This is a genomic window from Kribbella sp. ALI-6-A (assembly GCF_001984195.1).
GTDB lineage: Bacteria > Actinomycetota > Actinomycetes > Propionibacteriales > Kribbellaceae > Kribbella.
This window is the reverse complement of record NZ_MTQN01000012.1, coordinates 2,119,786-2,139,182: the sequence shown is the minus strand read 5'-3', so window position 1 is coordinate 2,139,182 and position 19,397 is coordinate 2,119,786. Positions and strand designations below refer to the sequence as shown.

The window sequence follows — 19,397 nt, the reverse complement described above, 5'->3', positions numbered from 1 at the left end:
CCGTCGAGCGTAGCCCCGACCCTCATTCGCCGAGCCAACGGCTGACACAATCCGGGCCATGGCCAACCTTTCTCAGTGGATCGAGGGTGCCCGCCCCAGGACGCTGCCCGCCGCCATCGCGCCCGTGCTGGTCGGCACCGGCGCCGCCGCCTACCTGGACGGCTTCGTCTGGTGGAAGGCGCTGCTGGCCCTCGGCGTCGCCCTGGCACTGCAGATCGGCGTGAACTACGCCAACGACTACAGCGACGGCATCCGCGGCACCGACGAGAACCGGGTCGGCCCGCTGCGACTGGTCGGGTCCAAGGTGGCCACACCGCGAGCGGTGAAGACCGCGGCGTTCGCCTGCTTCGGCGTGGGCGCCGTGCTGGGGATCGTGCTCTGTGCGACGTCCAACTGGTGGCTGCTGGTCGCGGGAGCCGCGTCGCTGGTCGGAGCGTGGTTCTACACCGGCGGCAAGTCGCCGTACGGGTACCGCGCGCTCGGTGAGGTCAGCGTGTTCGTCTTCTTCGGGCTGGTCGCCGTGCTCGGCACCACCTACGTGCAGGCCGAGCGGCTGCACTGGACGGCCGTGGCCGGGGCCGTCGCCATCGGCTCGATCGCCTGCGCGCTGCTGGTCGCCAACAACCTGCGGGACATCCCGACCGACAGCGTGACCGGCAAGCGCACGCTGGCCGTGGTCATCGGTGCCACGCGGTCCCGGCAGCTGTACGCCGTACTGATCGCGCTGGCGTTCATCCTGGCCGTGCTGTCCGCGCTGGCGACGCCGTGGGCCCTGCTGGGCCTGATCGCGCTGCCGCTGGGCGTCAAGGCGGTCCGTGTGGTCGTCGGCGACGCCGTCGGCCCGGCCCTGATCCCGGTGCTCAAGGGGACGGGCCAGACCGAGCTCGTGTACGCGATCGGTCTGGCCGTCGGGCTGGCGCTGGGCGGCTAGAAGACCTGCTAGAAGGCCTCGCGCCACTGACCGGTTTCCGCGAAACCGCGGAGCGTCTCCTCGTACGGGCTGATGTCGATCCCGTTGGTGCGCAACCAGTCGTCGTCGTAGTAGGTGTTGGTGTAGCGCTCGCCGCCGTCGCACAGCAGCGTGACGATGCTGCCGCGCTGACCCATCCGGCGCATCTCGGCCGCCAGCCGCAGCGCGCCCCACAGGTTGGTCCCGGTCGAGCCGCCGACCAGGCGCCCGGTCACCCGTGAGCAGAACCGCATCGCCGCGATCGACGCGGCGTCCGGCACGGCGATCATCCGGTCGACCACACCCGGGATGAACGACGGCTCGACCCGCGGCCGGCCGATCCCTTCGATCCGCGACGGCCGCCCGGTGGCGAAGTCGCCGTCACCGGCCTCGAAGCCGGGGAAGAACGCCGAACCCTCCGGGTCCACGACCGCGACCGACGTCGCGTGCCGCTGGTAGCGCACGTACCGGCCGATCGTCGCCGACGTGCCACCGGTGCCGGCACCGACGACGACCCAGGTCGGCACCGGGTACTGCTCGAGCGCCAGCTGGCCGAAGATCGACTCGGCGATGTTGTTGTTGCCCCGCCAGTCGGTGGCCCGCTCGGCGTAGGTGAACTGGTCCATGTAGTGGCCGCCGGTCTCCTCGGCCAGCCGCTTCGCCTCGCCGTAGATCTGGCCGGACCGCTCGACGAAATGGCAGCGGCCGCCGTAGAACTCGATCAGCTGGATCTTCTCCCGGCTGGTCGAGGTCGGCATCACCGCCACGAACGGGAGCCCCAGCAGGCGGGCGAAGTACGCCTCGCTCACCGCGGTGGACCCACTGGACGCCTCGATGACGGTCGTCCCCTCGCGGATCCAGCCGTTGCACAGCGCGTACAGGAACAACGACCGCGCCAGCCGGTGCTTCAGCGACCCGGTCGGATGCACCGACTCGTCCTTGAGGTAGAGATCCACCCCACTCATCGCCGGCATCGGGAACACGTGCAGATGCGTGTCCGCACTCCGGTTGGCGTCCGCGTCCACCACCCGCACGGCCTCAGCCACCCAGGCCCGCTGCTTGTCGTCCCGCCGGTCCACTTCCCTGCACCCCAGCGGCTGGTTCTGTCCCCCGTCAACCTCACTCATGGGGGTCAGGCTAGGGCCATTTGGCGGGTGTTGAGTATTCCTACTCTCTGCAACCGTCCCGGCCCGCGGGCACGATCGGAGCATGATCCCCCTCGGCTTCGAGTTGAACCTGTCGGCCACCGAGCAGGCCGTGCTGCTCGTCGTACTGGGGCTGCTGGCGACCGCTGCGGCGGTACCGGCGAGCGTGCCGCTGGCTGCTGTCGGTGCACTCCGGGCGCGGGTTCGCGGGCGGGGAGCGGCCGGCAACGGGCTTTGGTACTGGCTCTGGGGTACGGCGCTCAGCTGGGCGACGATGATCGGCGGGTACCAGCTGGAGCTCGGCTGGTGGTCGGTGCCGTTCGGGTGGGTGCCGGGGCTGGTCGCCGCCTGGCTGCTCCGCCCCGGACCCCCGCGCCCGCTACGTTGGGAGGAAGCACGCCGACCCGTGGGGGAACGATGACCGACAACGACGAACGGCCGACCCGCCAGCGGGTGACGCTCACCGACATCAGCTCACGGGCCTGGGAACACCCGGCCGACCGCGGTGCGCTGGTCGCGCTGCGGCAGCTCAAGGGCTTCGACTTCGTGCTGCGCAAGATGTCCGGGCTGATCAACGAGCGCGCCTTCCGGCTGCAGTTCCTCGGCTCGGCGATCCGGGTCGACGAGCGGCAGTTCCCCAAGGTGCACCGGCTCTACACCGAGGCGGCCACGACGCTCGACGTCCGGCAGCTGCCCGAGCTGTACGTCACCAACAGCCCGATCTGGAACGCCGTCACGATCGGCATGGACCGGCCGTTCATCGTGCTGAACAGCGCGCTGGTGCAGGGCCTGGACGAGGAGGAGCTGCGCTTCATCCTCGCCCACGAGCTCGGCCACGCGCAGAGCGGTCACGCGCTCTACCAGTCGCTGCTGCTGTGGCTGATGCGGCTGACCGGCGCGATCAACTGGATGCCGATCGGCGCGCTCGGGATCCGGGCGATCATCGCGGCGCTGCACGAGTGGTCCCGCAAGGCGGAGCTGTCCGGCGACCGGGCCGGTCTGCTCGCCGTACAGGATCCGGCGGTCGCGCTGCGGGTCCAGATGAAGCTGGCGTCCGGCGGTCACCTCGACCAGCTCGACACCACCGCGTTCCTGGCCCAGGGCACCGAGTACGAGAGCTCCGGCGACCTGCGCGACTCCGTGCTCAAGCTGCTGCTGCTCGAGGCGCAGACCCATCCGCTGGCCGTCATCCGCGCGCACGAGCTGCGCCGCTGGGTCGACGAGGGCGAGTACACCACGATCGTGTCCGGCGACTACCCCAAGCGCCAGGACGACGCGAACGCCTCGATGACCCAGGAAGCCAAGAACGCCGCGAAGTCGTACTCCGACGCCTTCGCCCGCTCCCAGGACCCGCTGGCCAAGTTCCTCCGCGACCTCGGCGAAGGCCTCGGCGGCGTCCGCGACTGGGTCAACTCCAAGTTCCCGCCCCGCTGACATGCCGGACCGGTCGGCGGAGGACCGCGCCGAGCTGGCCCGGATGCAGGCGGCCGAGGCGGAGAAGTCCGAGGTCGACCTCGACGCCCTGCGCGCCGAGGCGGCCTCGTCCCCGCCCTCCCACGAGCGAACCGCCGCACTCGTCCAGCTCTATTGCGCCGACCACGCCGCGCTCGGCTACGGCTGGGACCGCGAGGCACGCACGTTCGTCATCCGCCTCGCGGCCGACCACTCCGGCACGGCGGCTCCGGACGCCCCCGCTTCGGACGCGGCGGCCCCGGACGCGTCGGCTCCGGACGCGGCGGCCCCGGACGCCGTGAACGCCCGACCGGTCGACCTCGGTGGCGCCGAAGCCGTGGTGGCGCGCAGCCGCCACACCCAGTCGGAGCTCGACCTGGTCCTCGACGAACTGCGCCTCCGCCGCTGGCACCCGGACGCCCGCACGTACCCGTACGGCTTCACCTACGACGCCCTCGCCGACGCGGTCGACGTCGTGACCAACGCCCCACCGGAGGTCGTGGCCCCGCTCCTCGAGCGATACCCCACCTCCCTCACCGTCCGCCACGGCCGAACCACCCGCCGCTGACCGGCGGCCCAAGGAGGGTGAAATGCTGGGCCGGTGATCGCACTGCGGCAGCTGACCCCGGACGACTGGAAAGACTGGCGCGAGCTGAGGCTGACGGCGCTCGCCGACACTCCGACGGCCTTCGGCGCCCGCTACGACGACTGGGCCGGCGCCGACGAGGACCGCTGGCGCGCCCGGCTCGCGCTTCCCGGCTCGTACAACCTGATCGCTTCCCTCGACGGCAACCCTGCGGGGATGGCGAGCGGCCTTCCGTCCCGCCACGAGGACGACGTCCGCGAACTGGTCTCGATGTGGATCACGCCGGCCGCCCGGGGCCGAGGCGTCGGGGACCACCTGATCACCGCGGTCGAGACCTGGGCCCGCGACACCGGTGCTCGCGCCGTCGAGCTGTCAGTTGTCGAAGGCAACGAGAAGGCGCACGCGCTCTACCTGCGTCACGGGTACAGCCAGACCGGCAAGTCCGGCGGCCTGATGCCCGACGGAATCCACCGCGAACTCGTGCTGCGCAAGCAACTGTAGAAAGCAACCCGGCGTACGCCGCTGGGCCGGCGGGCACAGGAGTCCCATGTCGACCGAGGGACCTGCCAAAACTCCGGACGGCCGGTACGTCGTGATCGCGGGGCGAAGTGGCGAGCCACCGATCCCGCGATCCCCGAGGAGATCCGCAGCGAGCTCCAGCACGCGCTGATGGCGGCCCGCCGAGCTGTCGGCCAGGCCCTGCGCGCCAAGGACCCCGACGCGGAACGACGAGCCAGAGCCCAGGTGAACACGGCCAAGATCGCCCTCGGCGAGCGCGGCACTCCCTGGTGGGAACAGTCCGACCAGGAGCGCGAAATCCGCTGGACCACCGGCCTGCAGCAGCTCAAGACCGACACAGCCTGAACAACGGCGAAGGGCCGCACCCCGCCCCCGGGATGCGGCCCTTCGGTTCAGGAGGGCGTCAGCCGATGTGGACGCCGCCCGGCTTGCCGTCGTTGGCCAGGTCCTTGGACTTGACCGACAGCCCCACCAGCGTGATCAGCGCCGCGCCGAGGATGATGAACGCCGACACCGTGAACGCCCGGGTGAACCCGTGCGTCGTGGCGACCGCGGTGAACTGGCCCTGGAGCTCCTTCAGCTGAGCCGGCGACTGACCGGACTCGGCCGCCTTCTGCAGCCCGGGGGCGAGCTCGGCGAACCGGTCCTTGATCGCGTTGGCCGAGACCGTGCCGAGCAGCGCCAGGCCGATCGCGCCACCGATCTGCTGGACCGTGTTCAGCACCGCGGAGCCGACACCGGAGTCCTCGTTGGCCACACCCGAGACCGCGGTCAGCGTGAGCGGCACGAAGATCAGGCCCATGCCGAACGACAGCAGCAGGATGAACGGCATCACGTGGGTCAGGTACGTCGAGTCGACCTCGAGCTGGGAGAAGCCCCACATCCCGACGCCGGCCAGCGCCGCACCGGCACCGGCGATCCAGCGCGGGTCGATCCGGGCGATCAGCGTGGAGGCGATCTGGGCCGCGACCACGATGCCGAGGCTGAACGGCAGGAACGCGAAACCGGTCTTCAGCGCGCTGTAGCCCAGGATGTTCTGGATGTAGATGCCGAGGAAGTAGAACATCGAGAACATCGCCGCGCCGACGATCAGCATCACGAAGAAGCTGACCCCGCGGGTCCGGTCGGCCAGGATCCGGAACGGCATCAGCGCGTGCCGGGACCGGGCCTCGATCGCCAGGAAGACACCGATCAGCGCGACGCCACCGATGATGAAGGCCAGCGTGACCGGGTCGCCCCAGCCCTTCTCGGCCGCGTGCGTCAGGCCGTAGACCAGGCCGGTCAGACCGACCGTGCCGGTGACCGCGCCGGGGATGTCGAACTTGCCCTGCTGGCGGGCCGACTCACCCAGGTAGCGGATCGCCAGCACCGCGACGATCAGGCCGATCGGGGTGTTGATGAAGAAGGTCCAGCGCCACGACGCCTCGGTCAGTGCACCGCCGAGGATCAGGCCGACCGCGGCACCCGCACCGGACATCGCGGCGTACACGGCCATCGCGCGGTTGCGCTCCTTGCCGGCCGGGAAGGTGGTGGTGATCAGGGCCAGCGCGTTCGGTGAGGCGGCCGCGGCCGCGACGCCCTGCAGGATCCGGCTGGCGAGCAGGATCGTCTCGTTCTGCGCGATGCCCCCGATGAACGACGCGACGCCGAACAGCACCACCCCGAACATGAACACCTTGCGGCGTCCGAGGATGTCGCCGATCCGGCCGCCGAGCAGCAGCAGACCACCGAAGGCCAGCGCGTACGCGTTGACCACCCAGGGCAGCGACTCGTTGGTGAAGCCGAGATCGTTCTGGATGTGCGGGAGCGCGATGTTGACGATGGTGCCGTCCAGCACCACCATCAGCTGCGCCATGCTGATCAGCGCGAGCGCGATCCCGAGGTTGCGGTGGCCGTGGGCCGCGGGCTCGGCCACCGTGTCGGTCGGTCGCCCTTCCGGCGGATCGGCCTTGACGACGTCTTCGGACATACTGAGTTTCCCCTCTTGGGTGGTACTGGCTTCTGGGTCGCCGACCGGCCCCACACCGGTCAGCTCGCCTGCGACCCCCGCGCCGCAGGCAGGATCACGTGGTCGATCACCCGCAGAATCAGGTCTTCGGTCGGCTCGACGCCGAGCACGAAGGCGTGGTGGATGACGAGCGCGGGCAACGTCTGGGACAGCAGCTCGACGTCGACGTCCTCGGCGATCTCGCCGCGCTCGACCGCCCGCTGGTAGAGCCGAGCGGTCAGCTCCAGGCGCGGCTTCAGGAACCGCTGCTGGAAGGCCTGCTGCAGGTCGTCGTCGCGGTGCAGCGCGGTGAGCAGACCGGCCGTCACCGACATCGGCATCTCGTCGGTGAACCCGCCGGCGCTGCACGACAGCGCGATCAGGTCACCGCGCAGGCTGCCGGTGTCGACGTCGTCCGGCATCGGGCAGCCCTTGGCCCGGCTGATCGCGTCGACGACCAATTCGGCCTTGGTCGTCCAGCGCCGGTACAGCGTCGCCTTGCTGGCCTTGGCGGCAGTCGCCACCGCGTCCATCGTCAGGCGGTCGTAGCCCAGCTCGCCGACGAGCTCGACGGTGGCGTCGAGGATCTCTTCCTCACGCCCACCCTCGACCCGCGGTCGCGATCGCGGTCCGGCTTCAGCCACTTCGGTCATCATCACCCTGTGTGATCGTCACGCAACAGATAGAACGAAACGGTTCCGTTTCATCCACCACGGTACGACTCATGTGAAGCGATGCACAAGCGAATTTCCGGGAAACTCCGCAGTGGCCTGGGTCACTCTGCGTACCACTCCTCCACTGGTACGCCGAACAGCCGGCTTCGCCCGCAGACAGCAACGGGCCCCGCCGACAGGTTGTCGACGGGGCCCGCGCAGGTCAGAACCTCAGTCCTCGTCCTCGGCCTTCCGGGCCGCCTCGAGCCGCTCGGACATCCGGGTCGCGCGCGTCTCGATCCGCTGCGCCAGCCGGTCCCGCCAGGCGCGCAGCACGAAGATCGACAGGATCGACGACACGATCAACGCGAGCAGTAGCAACGGGAACACCGCCAGCCAGTTGCTCAGCGCGAACCACAGCACCGCGAACGAGGCGGCGAACAACGCCAGCCGCAGTCCGGTGTAGACAGCGAATTCCTTCATACCGGCAGTCTCCTACAGCCCCGAGTAGGCGTGGATACCCGACAGCAGCAGGTTGACGCCGATGAAGTTGAACAGGAAGACGACCCAGCCGGCGATCGCCACCCAGGCGGCGCGGCGGCCCCGCCAGCCGGCGGTGGCGCGGGCGTGCAGGTAGGCGGCGTACACGACCCAGGTGACCAGCGACCAGACCTCCTTGGGGTCCCAGCCCCAGGCGCGGCCCCAGGCGTAGTACGCCCAGATCGGGCCGGCGACCAGGACGCCGAAGGTCCACAGCGGGAAGGCGAACGCGTGCACCTTGTAGGCGACCGCGTCCATGCCGGCCGACGACGGGACGCGGCGCAGCGCGGCCGACATCGGCTTGCCGTCGGCCTCACGCGCCTCGGCGCGGCTCTTGATCAGGTACAGGATCGAGGCCAGTCCGCCGACGGTGAACCCGCCGCCCGCGACCGCCGCGGCCGACACGTGGATCACCAGCCAGTACGAGTGCAGGGCCGGCAACAGGTCGGCGGCCGGGACGTACAGCGCGAGCACGGCGATGCCGAGCGTGGCGGCCAGGACGAAGGTGACCAGCAGGCCGAGCCACTCCAGCCGCTGCCGCGTGAGCAGGAACAGGTAGACCGCCGCGACCGCGAGCGACGCGGTGATGGCGAACTCGTACATGTTGCCCCAGGGCACCCGCCCCGCGGCCAGACCGCGGGTCAGCACCCCACCGGCGTGCATCACGAACGCCAGCACCGTGAGCAGGACACCGATCCGGCTGGCCTGCTGCCAGCGCGACGAGCGGTCCGGCTCGTCCGTGCCGTCGGCATCCGCGCCGGCCGGAATCTCGGCGCCGTCGGCACCGACCAGCACCTTCTGCTCCGCGGGCTTGCGGACCCGCAGGCCGCTCGACCACTCCACGGTGTGTGCCAGCAGGGCCAGCGTGTAGATCACCGTCGCGGTCGGAACCAACAGGTTCGACAGCGAGGCGAGGGTCGCCGAGTTCATGCCTGCTCCCGCTTCCTGTTCAGAATGTTCGAGATCGCGTCGAGCTCGTCACCGAGACCACGCTCCGGTCCCCGGTCCAGACCGGCGACCTCGACCACGGTACGCCCGTCCTCGGTCCGCACCCGCACCCAGGTACGCCGTGGGTGCACGAACAGCGAGCCCATCAGCCCGAGGATCGCGAGCAGGATCCCGGCCAGCGCGAGGTTCAGGCCAGGGGTGTGGCTGATCTGCAGTTTCACCCACTGGTCGTAGGAGTCGAAGGTCAGCGAGCCACGGCCGTCCGGCAGGTCGATGCTCTGGCCGGGCGCGAGCTGGAACCGCAGCTTGTCACCCTTGCCGTCGTCGAACTGGGTCAGCTTGGTCTTGTCCAGCTGGTAGACCGACTGCGGTTTGCCCGTCTCGTCGGCCGGCCGTCCGTAGTACGCCGTGAGCACCAGCGCCGGGTTCACCGCGTCGGGGAAGACCGACACCGGCCCGCGCTGGTCGATCACGGCGGTCGGCAGGAAGAACCCTTCGAACCCGAGCTGCGCGGGCCGCGCGTCCGGTGCCTTCACCACGCCGAACGACGAGAAGTTCGCGTCCTGCGGCAGGAACGGCGACGGCCCGGAGAAGGCGATGTCGCCCTTGCCGTCGCGCACCGTCACCTTCGGCGCGTAGCCGTGGCCGAGCAGGTGCACCTTGGTGCCGTCGATCGACAGCGGGTGGTTCACCTGCAGGTCGTAGGACTTCTCGGGCGATTCCGGCGTCTCCTGGTAGGTGATGCCCGCGTCGAACGAGCGGGCGGCGCCACGCTGCGGTCCCTGCGTCTCGAAGGTCGCCTTGAAGCTGTTCACGGTCAGCGTGAACGGCGGCAGGTCGTCCGGGGTAAACGACCGGCCCGGCGTGAAGTCATCGTACTGGGCGACGGCGTTGGAGAAACCGTTGCCGACGACAACCAGTACGGTGCCGCGGTAACCGAACAGCGAACCCCACGCGACCCCGACCAGCGTGAGGATCAGCGAGAAGTGGAAGACCAGGTTGCCGGCCTCGCGCAGGTAACCCCGCTCGGCGCCGATCGCGCCGTCGTAGGTCTCGACCCGGAAGCGGCGCTTGCGCAGCTCCTGATGCGCCGCCGCCAGTACGTCGGCCTCGCTCGCGTCGGTCTCGAAGCGCTGGTGCCCCGGCAGCCGGTTCAGGTTGCGCGGGGGCTTCGGCGGCCGGGCGCGCAGGGCTTTCAGGTAGACCTGCAGCCGCGGCACCACGCAGCCGATCAGCGAGATGAACAGCAGCAGGTAGATCGCGGAGAACCAGACCGACTTGTAGACGTCGAAGAGTCCGAACTTGTCGTACCAGGACGCCAGCGACGGGTTGGCCTCGTAGAAGTCCGAAACCTTGATCGGGTCGACCGGGATCTGCGGGATCAGCGAACCCGGCACCGCGCCGAGCGCCAGCAGGAAGAGCAGGACCAACGCGGTCTTCATCGAGGTGAGCTGACGCCAGGACCAGCGCAGCCAGCCGACCAGGCCGAGGGCCGGTGGCTCGGGGCGCTCGGGTGGCTTGCCGCCGGACATCACCGGCTCGGTCTCGACGTGCTCCTTGACTTCGCTCATCTCACACCGCCGACCCGAAGTTGCTGACCCACTGGCGAAGATCGGCGGTCATCGCGTCCCACACTCCTGTCAGCAGCAGCAGACCCACCGCGATCATCAGTACGCCGCCGATCCGGATCACCAGCACCTGGTGCTTGCGGACCCAGGCGACCGCGCCGAGCATCCGCCGGAAGGCCAGGGCCGCGACGATGAACGGGATGCCCAGCCCGAGGCTGAACACCAGGGCCAGCGTGGCACCGCGGCCGGTGCTGCCCTCGGTGGCGGCGAGGTTCATCACGGTGCCGAGCGTCGGCCCGATGCAGGGCGTCCAGCCGAAGCCGAACAGTACGCCGAGCAGCGGCGCGGCGGCGATCCCGACGGCCGGCACCCGGTGCACCCGGACGTCGCGCTGCAGGAACCCGAAGCCACCCAGGAAGATCAGGCCGAGCACGACGGTGGCTCCGCCGAGAACGCGGGTGATCAGGGTCTGGTGCACGATCAGCGCGTTGCCGATCGCACCGAACAGCACGCCGGTCAGGATGAAGACGGCCGAGAACCCGGCCACGAACAGGCTCGTCCCGGCCAGCATCCGGCCGCGCCGCTCGGACCCGAGCTCGGCGGCCGACAGCCCGGTGACGTAGGACAGATAACCCGGCAGCAGCGGTACGACGCACGGCGAGAAGAACGAGATCGCCCCGGCGAGCACCGCGATCGGCAGTGCCACCAGCATCGAGCCCGTCATCGACTGGGCGAACCACTCACCCATCAGCTCGCGTCTTTCACCATGCCGAGCAAGGTCTGGGTGGTCACTTCGCCGATCACCCGCGACGCCACCTTGCCGTTCTTGTCGATCACCAGCGTGCTCGGGATCGAGCTCGGCGAGATCTGCCCGCGGAAGCCGAGCAACTGCTTGCCGCTCGGGTCGTACAGGCTCGGGAACGGAACGCCGAACTCCTGCACGAACTTCCTCGCCGGCGCCTTGTCCAGGTCGCGGGTGTTCAGCCCGATGAACTGCACGTCCGGGCCGAGCTGCTGGTGCGCGGCCACCAGGTCGGGCGCCTCCTTGCGGCACGGCGGGCACCACGAGCCCCACACGTTCAGCACGATGACCTTGCCCTTGTGGTCGGCGAAGTTCCACGGCTTGCCGTCGAGGGTGTCGCCGCCGAAGTCAGGTGCCGGCTTGCGCTCGGCCGCGGCGAAGCTGGAGACCCGGCCGCTGCCGCTGACGAAGCCGGTCTGGCCGCTGCGGTTCTCGGTGGTCTCCTGGCCGGAGCCGCAGGCGGTGGCGAGCAGCAGGACCGCGGCCGACAGGATCGCCGTACGGCGCATCACGCACCGCCCACGAACTTCTTCGGGTTCTTGACCGGCAGCAGGTCCTTGGCCGGTTCGGCGTAGCCGACGGAGACGATCTGGTCGCCGTGAAATGTGAACGAGGTCAGGCTGGCCAGGCTGCACTGCCGCCTGCGCGGGTCGTGCAGCAACCGGCGGTTCTCGATCGCAGACCGGACGATCCAGATCGGCAGCTGGTGGGACACGATCAGCGCCTCGTGCCCGGCGGCCTTCTGCCGGGCGGTCTCGATCGCGTCCCGCATCCGGCGGACCAGCTGGCTGTACGGCTCACCCCAGGACGGCTTCCACGGGTTGCGCAGCAGCCACCAGGCGGACGGCTGGCGCAGCGCGCCGTCGCCGACACCGAACTTCTTGCCCTCGAACTGGTTGGCCGCCTCGATCACCCGCTCGTCGATGTCGGGGGTCAGACCGAAGGTCGCCGCGATCGGCTCCATCGTCTCCTGGGCCCGCTCCAGCGGCGAGGTGACCAGGTGCACGATGTCGCGGCCGGCCACGTGCTCGGCGACCCGCTCGGCCATCTTCCGGCCGAGCTCCGACAGGTGGTAGTCGGGCATCCGGCCGTACAGGACGCCGGCCGGGTTGTGCACCTCGCCGTGTCGCATCAGGTGCACGACCGTCGTTTCGGTCACCGCTGCCCCTCCATAGTCCTGTGCAGCCCTTCTCAGTTCTGTACGGCGGCCGCCGCGCGGGCGGCCGGAGCGAGTGCGCTCTCCAGCCGGGCCAGGGCGTCGTCGTCGATCGCGGCACTCACGAACCACGCCTCGAACGCGCTCGGCGGCAGGTAGACACCGGCGTCCAGCATGGCATGGAAGAAAGCGGCGAACCGTGGCAGCACCTGGGCTCCGGCACCGGCGAAGTCGCGGATCGGCCCGCTTGCCTCCTCCGAGTTCACGAAGAAGACGCTGAAGAGGTTCCCGGCCGACTGGATGACGTACGGCACACCTTCCTTGTCCAGCGCCGTACCGACCAGGCGCTGGATGGTGGCCGAGGTCTCGTCGAGCTTGGCATAGACCTCGTCGGTGGCCAGCCGGAGCGTGGCCAGCCCGGCCGCGGTGGCGACCGGGTTCCCCGAGAGCGTGCCGGCCTGGTAGACCGAGCCCTCCGGTGCGAGGTGGGCCATCACGTCGGCGCGGCCGCCGAACGCCGCGGCCGGGAAGCCGCCGCCCATCACCTTGCCGAACGTCATCAGGTCGGGCCGGACGCCGTCCACGCCGTACCAGCCGGAGCGGGTGATCCGGAAGCCGGTCATCACCTCGTCGGAGATGAACAGAGCGCCGTTGGCCTGGCAGATGCCGGCCAGGAACGCGTTGAAGTTGTCCTGCGGCGGAACGACGCCCATGTTGCCGGGCGAGGCCTCAGTGATCACGGCCGCGATCTGGTCGCCGTACTGGCTGAAGGCGGCGGTGACCGCGGCCTGGTCGTTGTAGGGCAGCACGATCGTGTCGGCGGTGGTCGCCTCGGTGACGCCGGGGGTGCCCGGGATGCCGAGCGTGATCACGCCGGAGCCGGCCTGGGCCAGCAGTGCGTCGACGTGACCGTGGTAGCAGCCGGCGAACTTGACGATCTTGTCCCGGCCGGTGAACCCGCGGGCCAGCCGCAGCGCCGACATCGTCGCCTCGGTGCCGGACGAGACCAGCCGGACCTTGTCGACCGGCGTCCGGCCGACGATCTCCTGAGCGAGCAGCACCTCGGTCTCGGTCGGCGTCCCGAACGACGTACCGCGGGCGACCGCGGCCTGGACCGCGGCGATCACCTCGGGGTGCGCGTGGCCGAGCAGCATCGGGCCCCACGAGCAGACCAGGTCGAGGTAGGTGTTGCCGTCGACGTCGGTGATGTGACATCCGTCACCAGAGGTCATGAAGCGTGGGACTCCACCGACGGCGCGGAACGCGCGGACCGGGGAGTTCACGCCGCCAGGCGTGACTGCGGTGGCTTGGTCGAACAGAGCGGCGGAGCGAGCGGTGTGGTCGGGCACGGCGGCCATTCTCCCCGACGAACCGGCGGCGGCGGTGAGCGGGCGGCGGCCCGGGGGTTCCGCTGAGCGTTGTTACGCGCCAGTATGGGTACCCGGTGACCGCTCGGACACTCTCCGCGCCCGCCCCGTAACCCACGCACGGGCCAGGCGTTAGACGAGGTGAACGCGGTTATCGGGACGACGAAGAGACGTGTCCGCAGCGTGGGGGCGGGACAGGTCGATGAGTCACGGAGGGGATCATCGATGGCGAAGGGCAAGCGCCGCGCCACTGCGGGCGGGTGGCGTCAGGTGGCGCCGCTGGTGCCGCTGGTGTTGTTCGCGAGCGCGTTCACCGTCAGTGCGACCGACGACCCGGCGGTCGCGACCGCGGCACTGGACCAGGACCTCGGACCGAACATTCCGGTCGTCGTCCCGAACAAGCCGATCAGCGACCCGGCCAACGTGCCGGTGCCCGGTTCGGTCGGCAACGGCGTGGACAAGACCGAGGAGCCGACCCAGGTCGTGTCCGGCCTGTCCCGCAACGGCATTCCGAACGCCGCGCTGAAGGCGTACTCGCGGGCCCAGCAGGTGCTCGCGCAGGCCGACCCGTCGTGCCACCTGCCCTGGACGCTGGTGGCCGCGATCGGCCGGGTCGAGTCCAACCACGGCCGCTTCGGCGGCAACTCGCTGACCACCGAGGGCGTCGCCACGCCGGGCATCTACGGCCCGCGGCTGGACGGCGTGACCACGGCCCGGATCACCGACTCCGACGCCGGCCGGCTCGACGGCGACGGCGCGTTCGACCGCGCGGTCGGGCCGATGCAGTTCATCCCGGCCACCTGGCAGGCGATGGGTGTCGACGGTGACGGCGACGGCACGAAGAACCCGCAGGACATCGACGACGCGGCGATGTCGACCGGCGTCTACCTGTGCTCCGGCGGTTCCGACCTGTCCCGGGCCGGCGACCTGAACCAGGCCGTGCTGCGCTACAACCACTCCCAGGCCTACGCCGACCTGGTGATCAGCATCGCCAAGGCGTACGCCGGTGGCAGCTGGATCGTGGTCGGCAACGGCACCGAGTCCGACGACCAGGGCGTGATCCGGGCCGGCGGCAAGCGCGGCGACGACAGCATCGACGCTCCGGCCGACGACAATCTGCCGCAGGCCATCGACCTGCCGGTGTACCCGCCGGGCACGCCGCGGCCGACGCCGACCGGTGGCGGCAACGGTGACGGTGACGGCACCCAGGACAAGCCGGGCGACCAGCCGACCCAGAAGCCCTCGAGCAAGCCGACGCCGACCAAGCCGGGCACGACGAAGCCGACCACCAAGCCGACGCCGACCAAGCCGACCACCCCGCCGCCGAGCACGCCGAGCGGCGTGGCCAAGCTGCAGACCGCGGCCGGCCTGATCGTCGGCACCGTCGGCAGCACCCTGACCGAGCTGACCAAGGCCACGCAGTACTGCCAGAGCGAGATGGCCAAGGTCACCATCACCCGCCCGACGCAGGACCAGCTGCAGAAGTGCGTGACGGCCTACCAGACCGGCGGCACCGCCGCGGTCGACCAGGTGATCCGCAACCTGCTGTCCGTGCTGGGACTGCTCGGCGTGCTCGGCGGAGGCCTGCTCGGCAGCTGACCACCCCCTAGACGGCGCGCCGCCCCCACCCCTCCCTTGGCGCGCCCCGGCGACGCCACGGAGCACCTCCCCCCAGCTCCGTGGCGTCGCCTCTTTTTCTGGTCAAGCGCTTACTTGAGGAATTCTCAGTTTGTCGTCCAGGGCCGCTCGATGGTTTGGCTGATCCGGTTGCCGCCGAGATCGGTCGCGGTGACCCGGAGCGCGGCGACCGGGGTGGACGGGATCATGGCGCTCTGCTGTCCCCAGCCACTCGGGCGGAGCCGCAGCGGCTGCCAGGTCTTGCCGTCGAAGGTGACCTCGGCCGTCGTACGGAAGAAGCTTGGGCCGCGCGCGCCCGGTTGATAGCCGGGCTTCAGCTCCAGTTGCCGGCCGGCGAGCCGGTAGTCGACCTGCACCAGCGGCAGGACCTCACGCGTCCTGACCGACCCCGACCGGAACCTCCACTCGGTCCGCGTCGCCGTCGACGTCTTCGCCCAGGTGTTCGGCGCCCGCTGAACGTCCAGCCTCAGGTCGTACCAAGCCGGCTTGGCCGGCACCGGGAACTGCGCGACCGACCAGTCCTTGCGGCCCAACTCCTTGCCGCCGCTGGTCAGCGTCAGGGTGGTCTGGTCACCGCGCATGTCACTCCACCCGTACTGCGTGCGGTCGCCGTTCACGTGCTGCGGGATCGCGATCCGCAGCGCGTTCTCGAAGCGAGCCACCGGCAAACCATCGGCCTCACTTCCCCGCGCATCCGGGATCGCCGGCCGCGAGATCGGCGCCCACACCTCGCGCATCACCCGCTCGTCGGGCCGGTAGCTCCGAGCCACGCTGTACTCGTAGCCCGAAAGGTTCTCCGCTCCTGCGCGCGTCTGCTCGTCCCAGGTCGTGTCCGGCTGATCGGAAGCCAGGTAGTCCGTCCGAGTCACCGGGCCGGCGACCAACCGGACCGATCCCAGACCGGCCGAAACCCCAGGGAGGTAGGCCGCCCGCTTGTCGTAGTGCAGGAAGTCGCTGTCGATCCGCTGGTAGTTCGTGGTCACCACCGCCGGGCGCAGCCGCGCGAAGTCGTAGGTCAGGGGGCCTGCCACCTGCTGCGGTCCGACCGCCAGTTCGTACCGGTACGTGCTGTCACGCAGCCCGGTCAGCTTCACCTGCACCGGCCGCTGCTTCAACAGCTGCAGCAATCGGGCGCCCTCCTCCTGCCGGAACAGGTAGAACGGCAGCCCCACCCACGCACTGTCGCTCCAGAACCCCGGCTGTTCGTTGTACATGAAGACCGCCTTCGCACCGGCCGCCTTCGCCGCCTCGACCTGCCCGAAGGTCTGGTCGTAGTCCCGGAAGCGGATCAGCGCGATCTTCCCGCGGGCCTCGCTGAGCTGCTCGGGACGCCCGTCACCGGCGTCGACCAGTGAGAGGGTCTCCTGCCCGACGTACCCGGACAACTCGGCGCCGTCGCGCGGACTCGGCAGCCGGAAGCCGCCCGGCCCGAGCACGTCGGCGGTCAGCTTCGGCTGAGCCAGGTCCCACCGCTGGACCGCCCGGAACGTCCCGGTCCGCACCTTGCCGAACTCACCGACGTAGACGTCTCCGGCCACCTCGCGGTCGAAGCCGAAGCCGGACACCGCCTCTCGCTCACCGGCCGCGCGGTGCCAGGCGATCCCGACACTGTCCAGCTCCGCGCGCTGCGGCGTCTTCACGGTCACCGGGTGTGCCCGCCGGGCATCGAACACGAAGGTCCGGTCCCCGCGGATCTCGGCCTCGGGATCACCGAGCAGCGTGACCCCGTCGATCCACTCGGCCTCGTCCGAATCCATCACGTACGCCATCACGGCGTACCGGCCGGTCGGTACCTCCAGCGTGTGCTGCCCGTTGGCGTCGAAGACGGTGCCGTTGACGTCGCCGGTGTCGAGGTTCCACAGCTGCACGCCGCTGTTCGCCGCCGTTGTCGGTACGGCGGGTTTGCCGTCGCGGCCGATCCCTTTCACGGTGACCCGATGCAACCGCCCACCGGCTGCGAACGCGACCCCGGTCCGGTACGTCGTGCCGCCCGCCGTGGTGCTGCCCGCGTTCCGCGCGTCCGGTGTCTTCGCCGCGCCGCCCGCGCTCGCCGCGCCGCGTCCCGCGACCACGGCGACCAACTCCCCCGCGTACTTCGCCGGACTGGTGCTCGCGAGGTCGAGCCGCAGCGTCGCCGACGCCGAACCGCCGGCCGGGATCGTCAGCCGCGCCGGGCTCACCGTCAACCCCGCTCGCACCCCGGCGGGCGACTTCGCCGCGACCGAGAGGTCCAGCGTCACCGACTTGCCCGAAGTGTTGCTATAGGCAACCTTTCGGAGCACCGGCGCCGGCGCGGAGCCGGTCCAGGAAACGTCACCGAAGAAGACATTGGCGACATCAGGCTGGATCTTCGGATCCAGCGCCCGCGGAATGTCGATCCGCCCGAGCCCTTGCTGCACAGTCGTCGCACCCGCACCCGGCACCGCGGTGCTCGCCAGCGCGGCCTTCAACTGCTGCCCCGTCCACTCCGGATGCCGCTGCGCCAGGATCGCCGCCGCACCGGAAACGTGCGGTGTCGCCATCGAGGTTCCGCTCATCGCGGTGTAGTGCTCGCCGACCACGTGCCCCTGTTCGGTCCCGGCCGCACGAGCGGCAACGATCTCGACACCCGGCGCGGTCACCTCGGGCTTCAGCGCGCCGTCACCGAGTCGCGGTCCACGGCTGGAGAACGACGCGAGCCGGTCGTCGCGGTCCACCGCGCCGACGGTCAACGCGGCCGCGGCCGACCCCGGCGTACCGACGGTTTCCTCCATCCCCGCGTTGCCCGCGGCAACCACGAAGAGTGCACCGCTGGACTTCGACAGCCGGTCGACGGCCTCGCTCATCGGGTCGGTACCGTCCGACGGCAGTCCACCGAGGCTCATGCTGACCACCTTGGCGCCTTGCTGGACGGCCCACTCCATCCCGGCGATGGCCTCGGAGTCCAGGCCGCCGCCGTTGTCGTCGAGCACCTTGCCGATCAGGAGATCGGCGCCCGGGGCAACACCCTTGCGCTTGCCGCCGGACGCCGTACCGAGTCCGGCGACGGTCGAGGCGACGTGGGTCCCGTGCCCGTGCCCGTCCTGGACCGGCTGGCCGGGGATGAAGCTGGCCGCGCCGACAACCTGCTTCTGCAGATCGGGGTGATTGGCGTCGTACCCGGTGTCGAGCACCGCCACCTTCACCCCACGCCCGTCGTACGACGAACGCCAGGCGACCGGGGCGCCGATCTGCTGGGTGGAGTGGTCGAGCGTGGCGCGCGTGCGGCCGTCGAGCCAGATCTTGCCGACCCCGCTGGTGCTCGCGAAGGTTCGCGGACCGGCGATGTCCTGCCAGAACTGCTTGGCCCGCGACTTGTCGATCGAGACGGCGGTGGTGCCGACGCTGGCCAGGGTCATCCGGCGGGTCGTGTTCGCCGGGGCGGCCGGTGCGTGGTCGCCGGCGAGCAGCACGGGCAGCTTGGCCGTGCTGGCGTCGTCGTAGCCCTGGGCAACCAGCTGGCTGAGGTTGAACAGCCGCCGATCGAGCCGCCCGGAGGTGAACAGCGGGTACGCCGCGACCGGTACCAGCGTGAGCTCGCCGTCGAAGTCACCGAAGTAGTAGTTGCCGCCGTCCACGAGCCGGGCCGACCGGCTGCCGTCGGCGGAGGTGGTCAGCTCGGCGACGTCGCCGGTGATCAGCGTGATCCGGTGCGTCGAGGCGCCCGGCGTCGGACGCGCGAGACCGGTGGTGCCGGGTGGGGAACCGGGAGGGGCCCCGGCACCACCGGTGGTCCGAGCTGCCTGGGCGGGCACGGTCAGTGCCGTCGCCCCGACGATCACCGAGCAGAACATGCTGGTCGCGCGTCGTGACCACCGCATCCGTGGACTCCTCACCGGGGCCCGACGGGCGCGAGGCCACCGCTGGCGAGCCTGGCAGTTGCCCTGGGCCACGGTCCACGAATCCGGCTGACCTGAACCCGTCATGGCCGATACCGGCCACTGAGACAGCTGTCTCACACCGCCCCGCCGCCGCCCGGTTGGGTCCCGCCCCCGATTTCCCCCGCCCCGCAACCCACGCCCTCCTCCCCCCAGCGTCCCGGCTTCCGCATTTCATGGGTTAACCCACC

At 70.4% G+C, this 19,397-nt stretch carries 18 protein-coding genes; 7 read left to right on the top strand and 11 right to left on the bottom strand.

Annotated features, from left to right (window positions below; genetic code table 11):
* The first annotated feature begins 58 nt into the window (after positions 1-58).
* The gene (locus tag BWI15_RS36670) at positions 59-931 is read left to right on the top strand and encodes a 1,4-dihydroxy-2-naphthoate polyprenyltransferase (RefSeq protein ID WP_077019052.1); all 873 of its coding nucleotides are present in this window, start codon (positions 59-61) and stop codon (positions 929-931) included.
* Positions 932-939: 8 nt separating this feature from the next.
* Here the strand turns inward: BWI15_RS36670 and BWI15_RS36665 are convergent, their stop codons facing one another.
* On the bottom strand, positions 940-2,076 hold the full coding sequence (locus BWI15_RS36665; RefSeq protein WP_193432213.1) for a PLP-dependent cysteine synthase family protein: 1,137 nt from the start codon (positions 2,074-2,076) through the stop codon (positions 940-942).
* An 82-nt stretch (positions 2,077-2,158) separates the two neighbouring features.
* Between BWI15_RS36665 and BWI15_RS36660 the strand changes: the two genes are divergently transcribed.
* The 5 genes from BWI15_RS36660 to BWI15_RS40380 all read left to right on the top strand — a co-directional run bounded on the left by BWI15_RS36660 (position 2,159) and on the right by BWI15_RS40380 (position 4,996).
* Positions 2,159-2,515 (top strand): hypothetical protein, encoded by a 357-nt coding sequence (locus tag BWI15_RS36660; protein WP_077019050.1) that lies wholly within the window; start codon positions 2,159-2,161, stop codon positions 2,513-2,515.
* Positions 2,512-3,528, top strand: coding sequence for a M48 family metallopeptidase (locus BWI15_RS36655; RefSeq protein WP_077019049.1), 1,017 nt, complete (start codon positions 2,512-2,514; stop codon positions 3,526-3,528). The genes BWI15_RS36660 and BWI15_RS36655 overlap by 4 nt, the downstream gene beginning before the upstream one ends.
* A gap of 1 nt (position 3,529) precedes the next feature.
* Entirely contained in the window at positions 3,530-4,114 is a 585-nt protein-coding gene (locus tag BWI15_RS39670; protein ID WP_077019048.1) for a hypothetical protein, read from the top strand.
* A gap of 33 nt (positions 4,115-4,147) precedes the next feature.
* A complete protein-coding gene (locus tag BWI15_RS36645) occupies positions 4,148-4,633 on the top strand; it encodes a GNAT family N-acetyltransferase (RefSeq protein WP_077019047.1) in 486 nt (161 codons plus the stop codon).
* A 168-nt stretch (positions 4,634-4,801) separates the two neighbouring features.
* On the top strand, positions 4,802-4,996 hold the full coding sequence (locus tag BWI15_RS40380; protein ID WP_237771613.1) for a hypothetical protein: 195 nt from the start codon (positions 4,802-4,804) through the stop codon (positions 4,994-4,996).
* A gap of 58 nt (positions 4,997-5,054) precedes the next feature.
* Here BWI15_RS40380 and BWI15_RS36635 read toward each other — a convergent pair whose 3' ends face one another.
* The 9 genes from BWI15_RS36635 to hemL form a co-directional block, all read right to left on the bottom strand.
* Entirely contained in the window at positions 5,055-6,620 is a 1,566-nt protein-coding gene (locus tag BWI15_RS36635; protein WP_077019046.1) for an MFS transporter, read from the bottom strand.
* A 59-nt stretch (positions 6,621-6,679) separates the two neighbouring features.
* Positions 6,680-7,291: a TetR/AcrR family transcriptional regulator gene (locus BWI15_RS36630; protein ID WP_077019539.1), complete on the bottom strand. Its 612-nt coding sequence runs from the start codon at positions 7,289-7,291 to the stop codon at positions 6,680-6,682.
* Positions 7,292-7,522: 231 nt separating this feature from the next.
* Complete coding sequence (locus BWI15_RS36625; RefSeq protein WP_077019045.1) at positions 7,523-7,774, bottom strand: DUF4229 domain-containing protein; 252 nt, start codon at positions 7,772-7,774, stop codon at positions 7,523-7,525.
* A 12-nt stretch (positions 7,775-7,786) separates the two neighbouring features.
* Entirely contained in the window at positions 7,787-8,761 is a 975-nt protein-coding gene (gene ccsB / locus BWI15_RS36620; protein WP_077019044.1) for a c-type cytochrome biogenesis protein CcsB, read from the bottom strand.
* The gene (gene resB / locus BWI15_RS36615; protein ID WP_077019043.1) at positions 8,758-10,350 is read right to left on the bottom strand and encodes a cytochrome c biogenesis protein ResB; all 1,593 of its coding nucleotides are present in this window, start codon (positions 10,348-10,350) and stop codon (positions 8,758-8,760) included. Before resB ends, ccsB begins: the two co-directional genes overlap by 4 nt.
* A gap of 1 nt (position 10,351) precedes the next feature.
* Positions 10,352-11,095: a cytochrome c biogenesis CcdA family protein gene (locus BWI15_RS36610; protein WP_077019042.1), complete on the bottom strand. Its 744-nt coding sequence runs from the start codon at positions 11,093-11,095 to the stop codon at positions 10,352-10,354.
* On the bottom strand, positions 11,095-11,658 hold the full coding sequence (locus BWI15_RS36605; protein WP_077019041.1) for a TlpA family protein disulfide reductase: 564 nt from the start codon (positions 11,656-11,658) through the stop codon (positions 11,095-11,097). The genes BWI15_RS36610 and BWI15_RS36605 overlap by 1 nt, the downstream gene beginning before the upstream one ends.
* Positions 11,658-12,281, bottom strand: coding sequence for a histidine phosphatase family protein (locus BWI15_RS36600; RefSeq protein WP_237771654.1), 624 nt, complete (start codon positions 12,279-12,281; stop codon positions 11,658-11,660). The genes BWI15_RS36605 and BWI15_RS36600 overlap by 1 nt, the downstream gene beginning before the upstream one ends.
* 59 nt (positions 12,282-12,340) lie before the next feature.
* Complete coding sequence (gene hemL, locus BWI15_RS36595) at positions 12,341-13,663, bottom strand: glutamate-1-semialdehyde 2,1-aminomutase (protein WP_077019039.1); 1,323 nt, start codon at positions 13,661-13,663, stop codon at positions 12,341-12,343.
* A 234-nt stretch (positions 13,664-13,897) separates the two neighbouring features.
* On the opposite strand from hemL, the gene BWI15_RS36590 reads away from it, so the two are divergent.
* On the top strand, positions 13,898-15,271 hold the full coding sequence (locus BWI15_RS36590) for a lytic transglycosylase domain-containing protein (RefSeq protein WP_077019038.1): 1,374 nt from the start codon (positions 13,898-13,900) through the stop codon (positions 15,269-15,271).
* A gap of 125 nt (positions 15,272-15,396) precedes the next feature.
* Here BWI15_RS36590 and BWI15_RS36585 read toward each other — a convergent pair whose 3' ends face one another.
* Complete coding sequence (locus tag BWI15_RS36585; protein ID WP_077019037.1) at positions 15,397-19,149, bottom strand: S8 family peptidase; 3,753 nt, start codon at positions 19,147-19,149, stop codon at positions 15,397-15,399.
* Between the last annotated feature and the right edge of the window lie 248 nt (positions 19,150-19,397).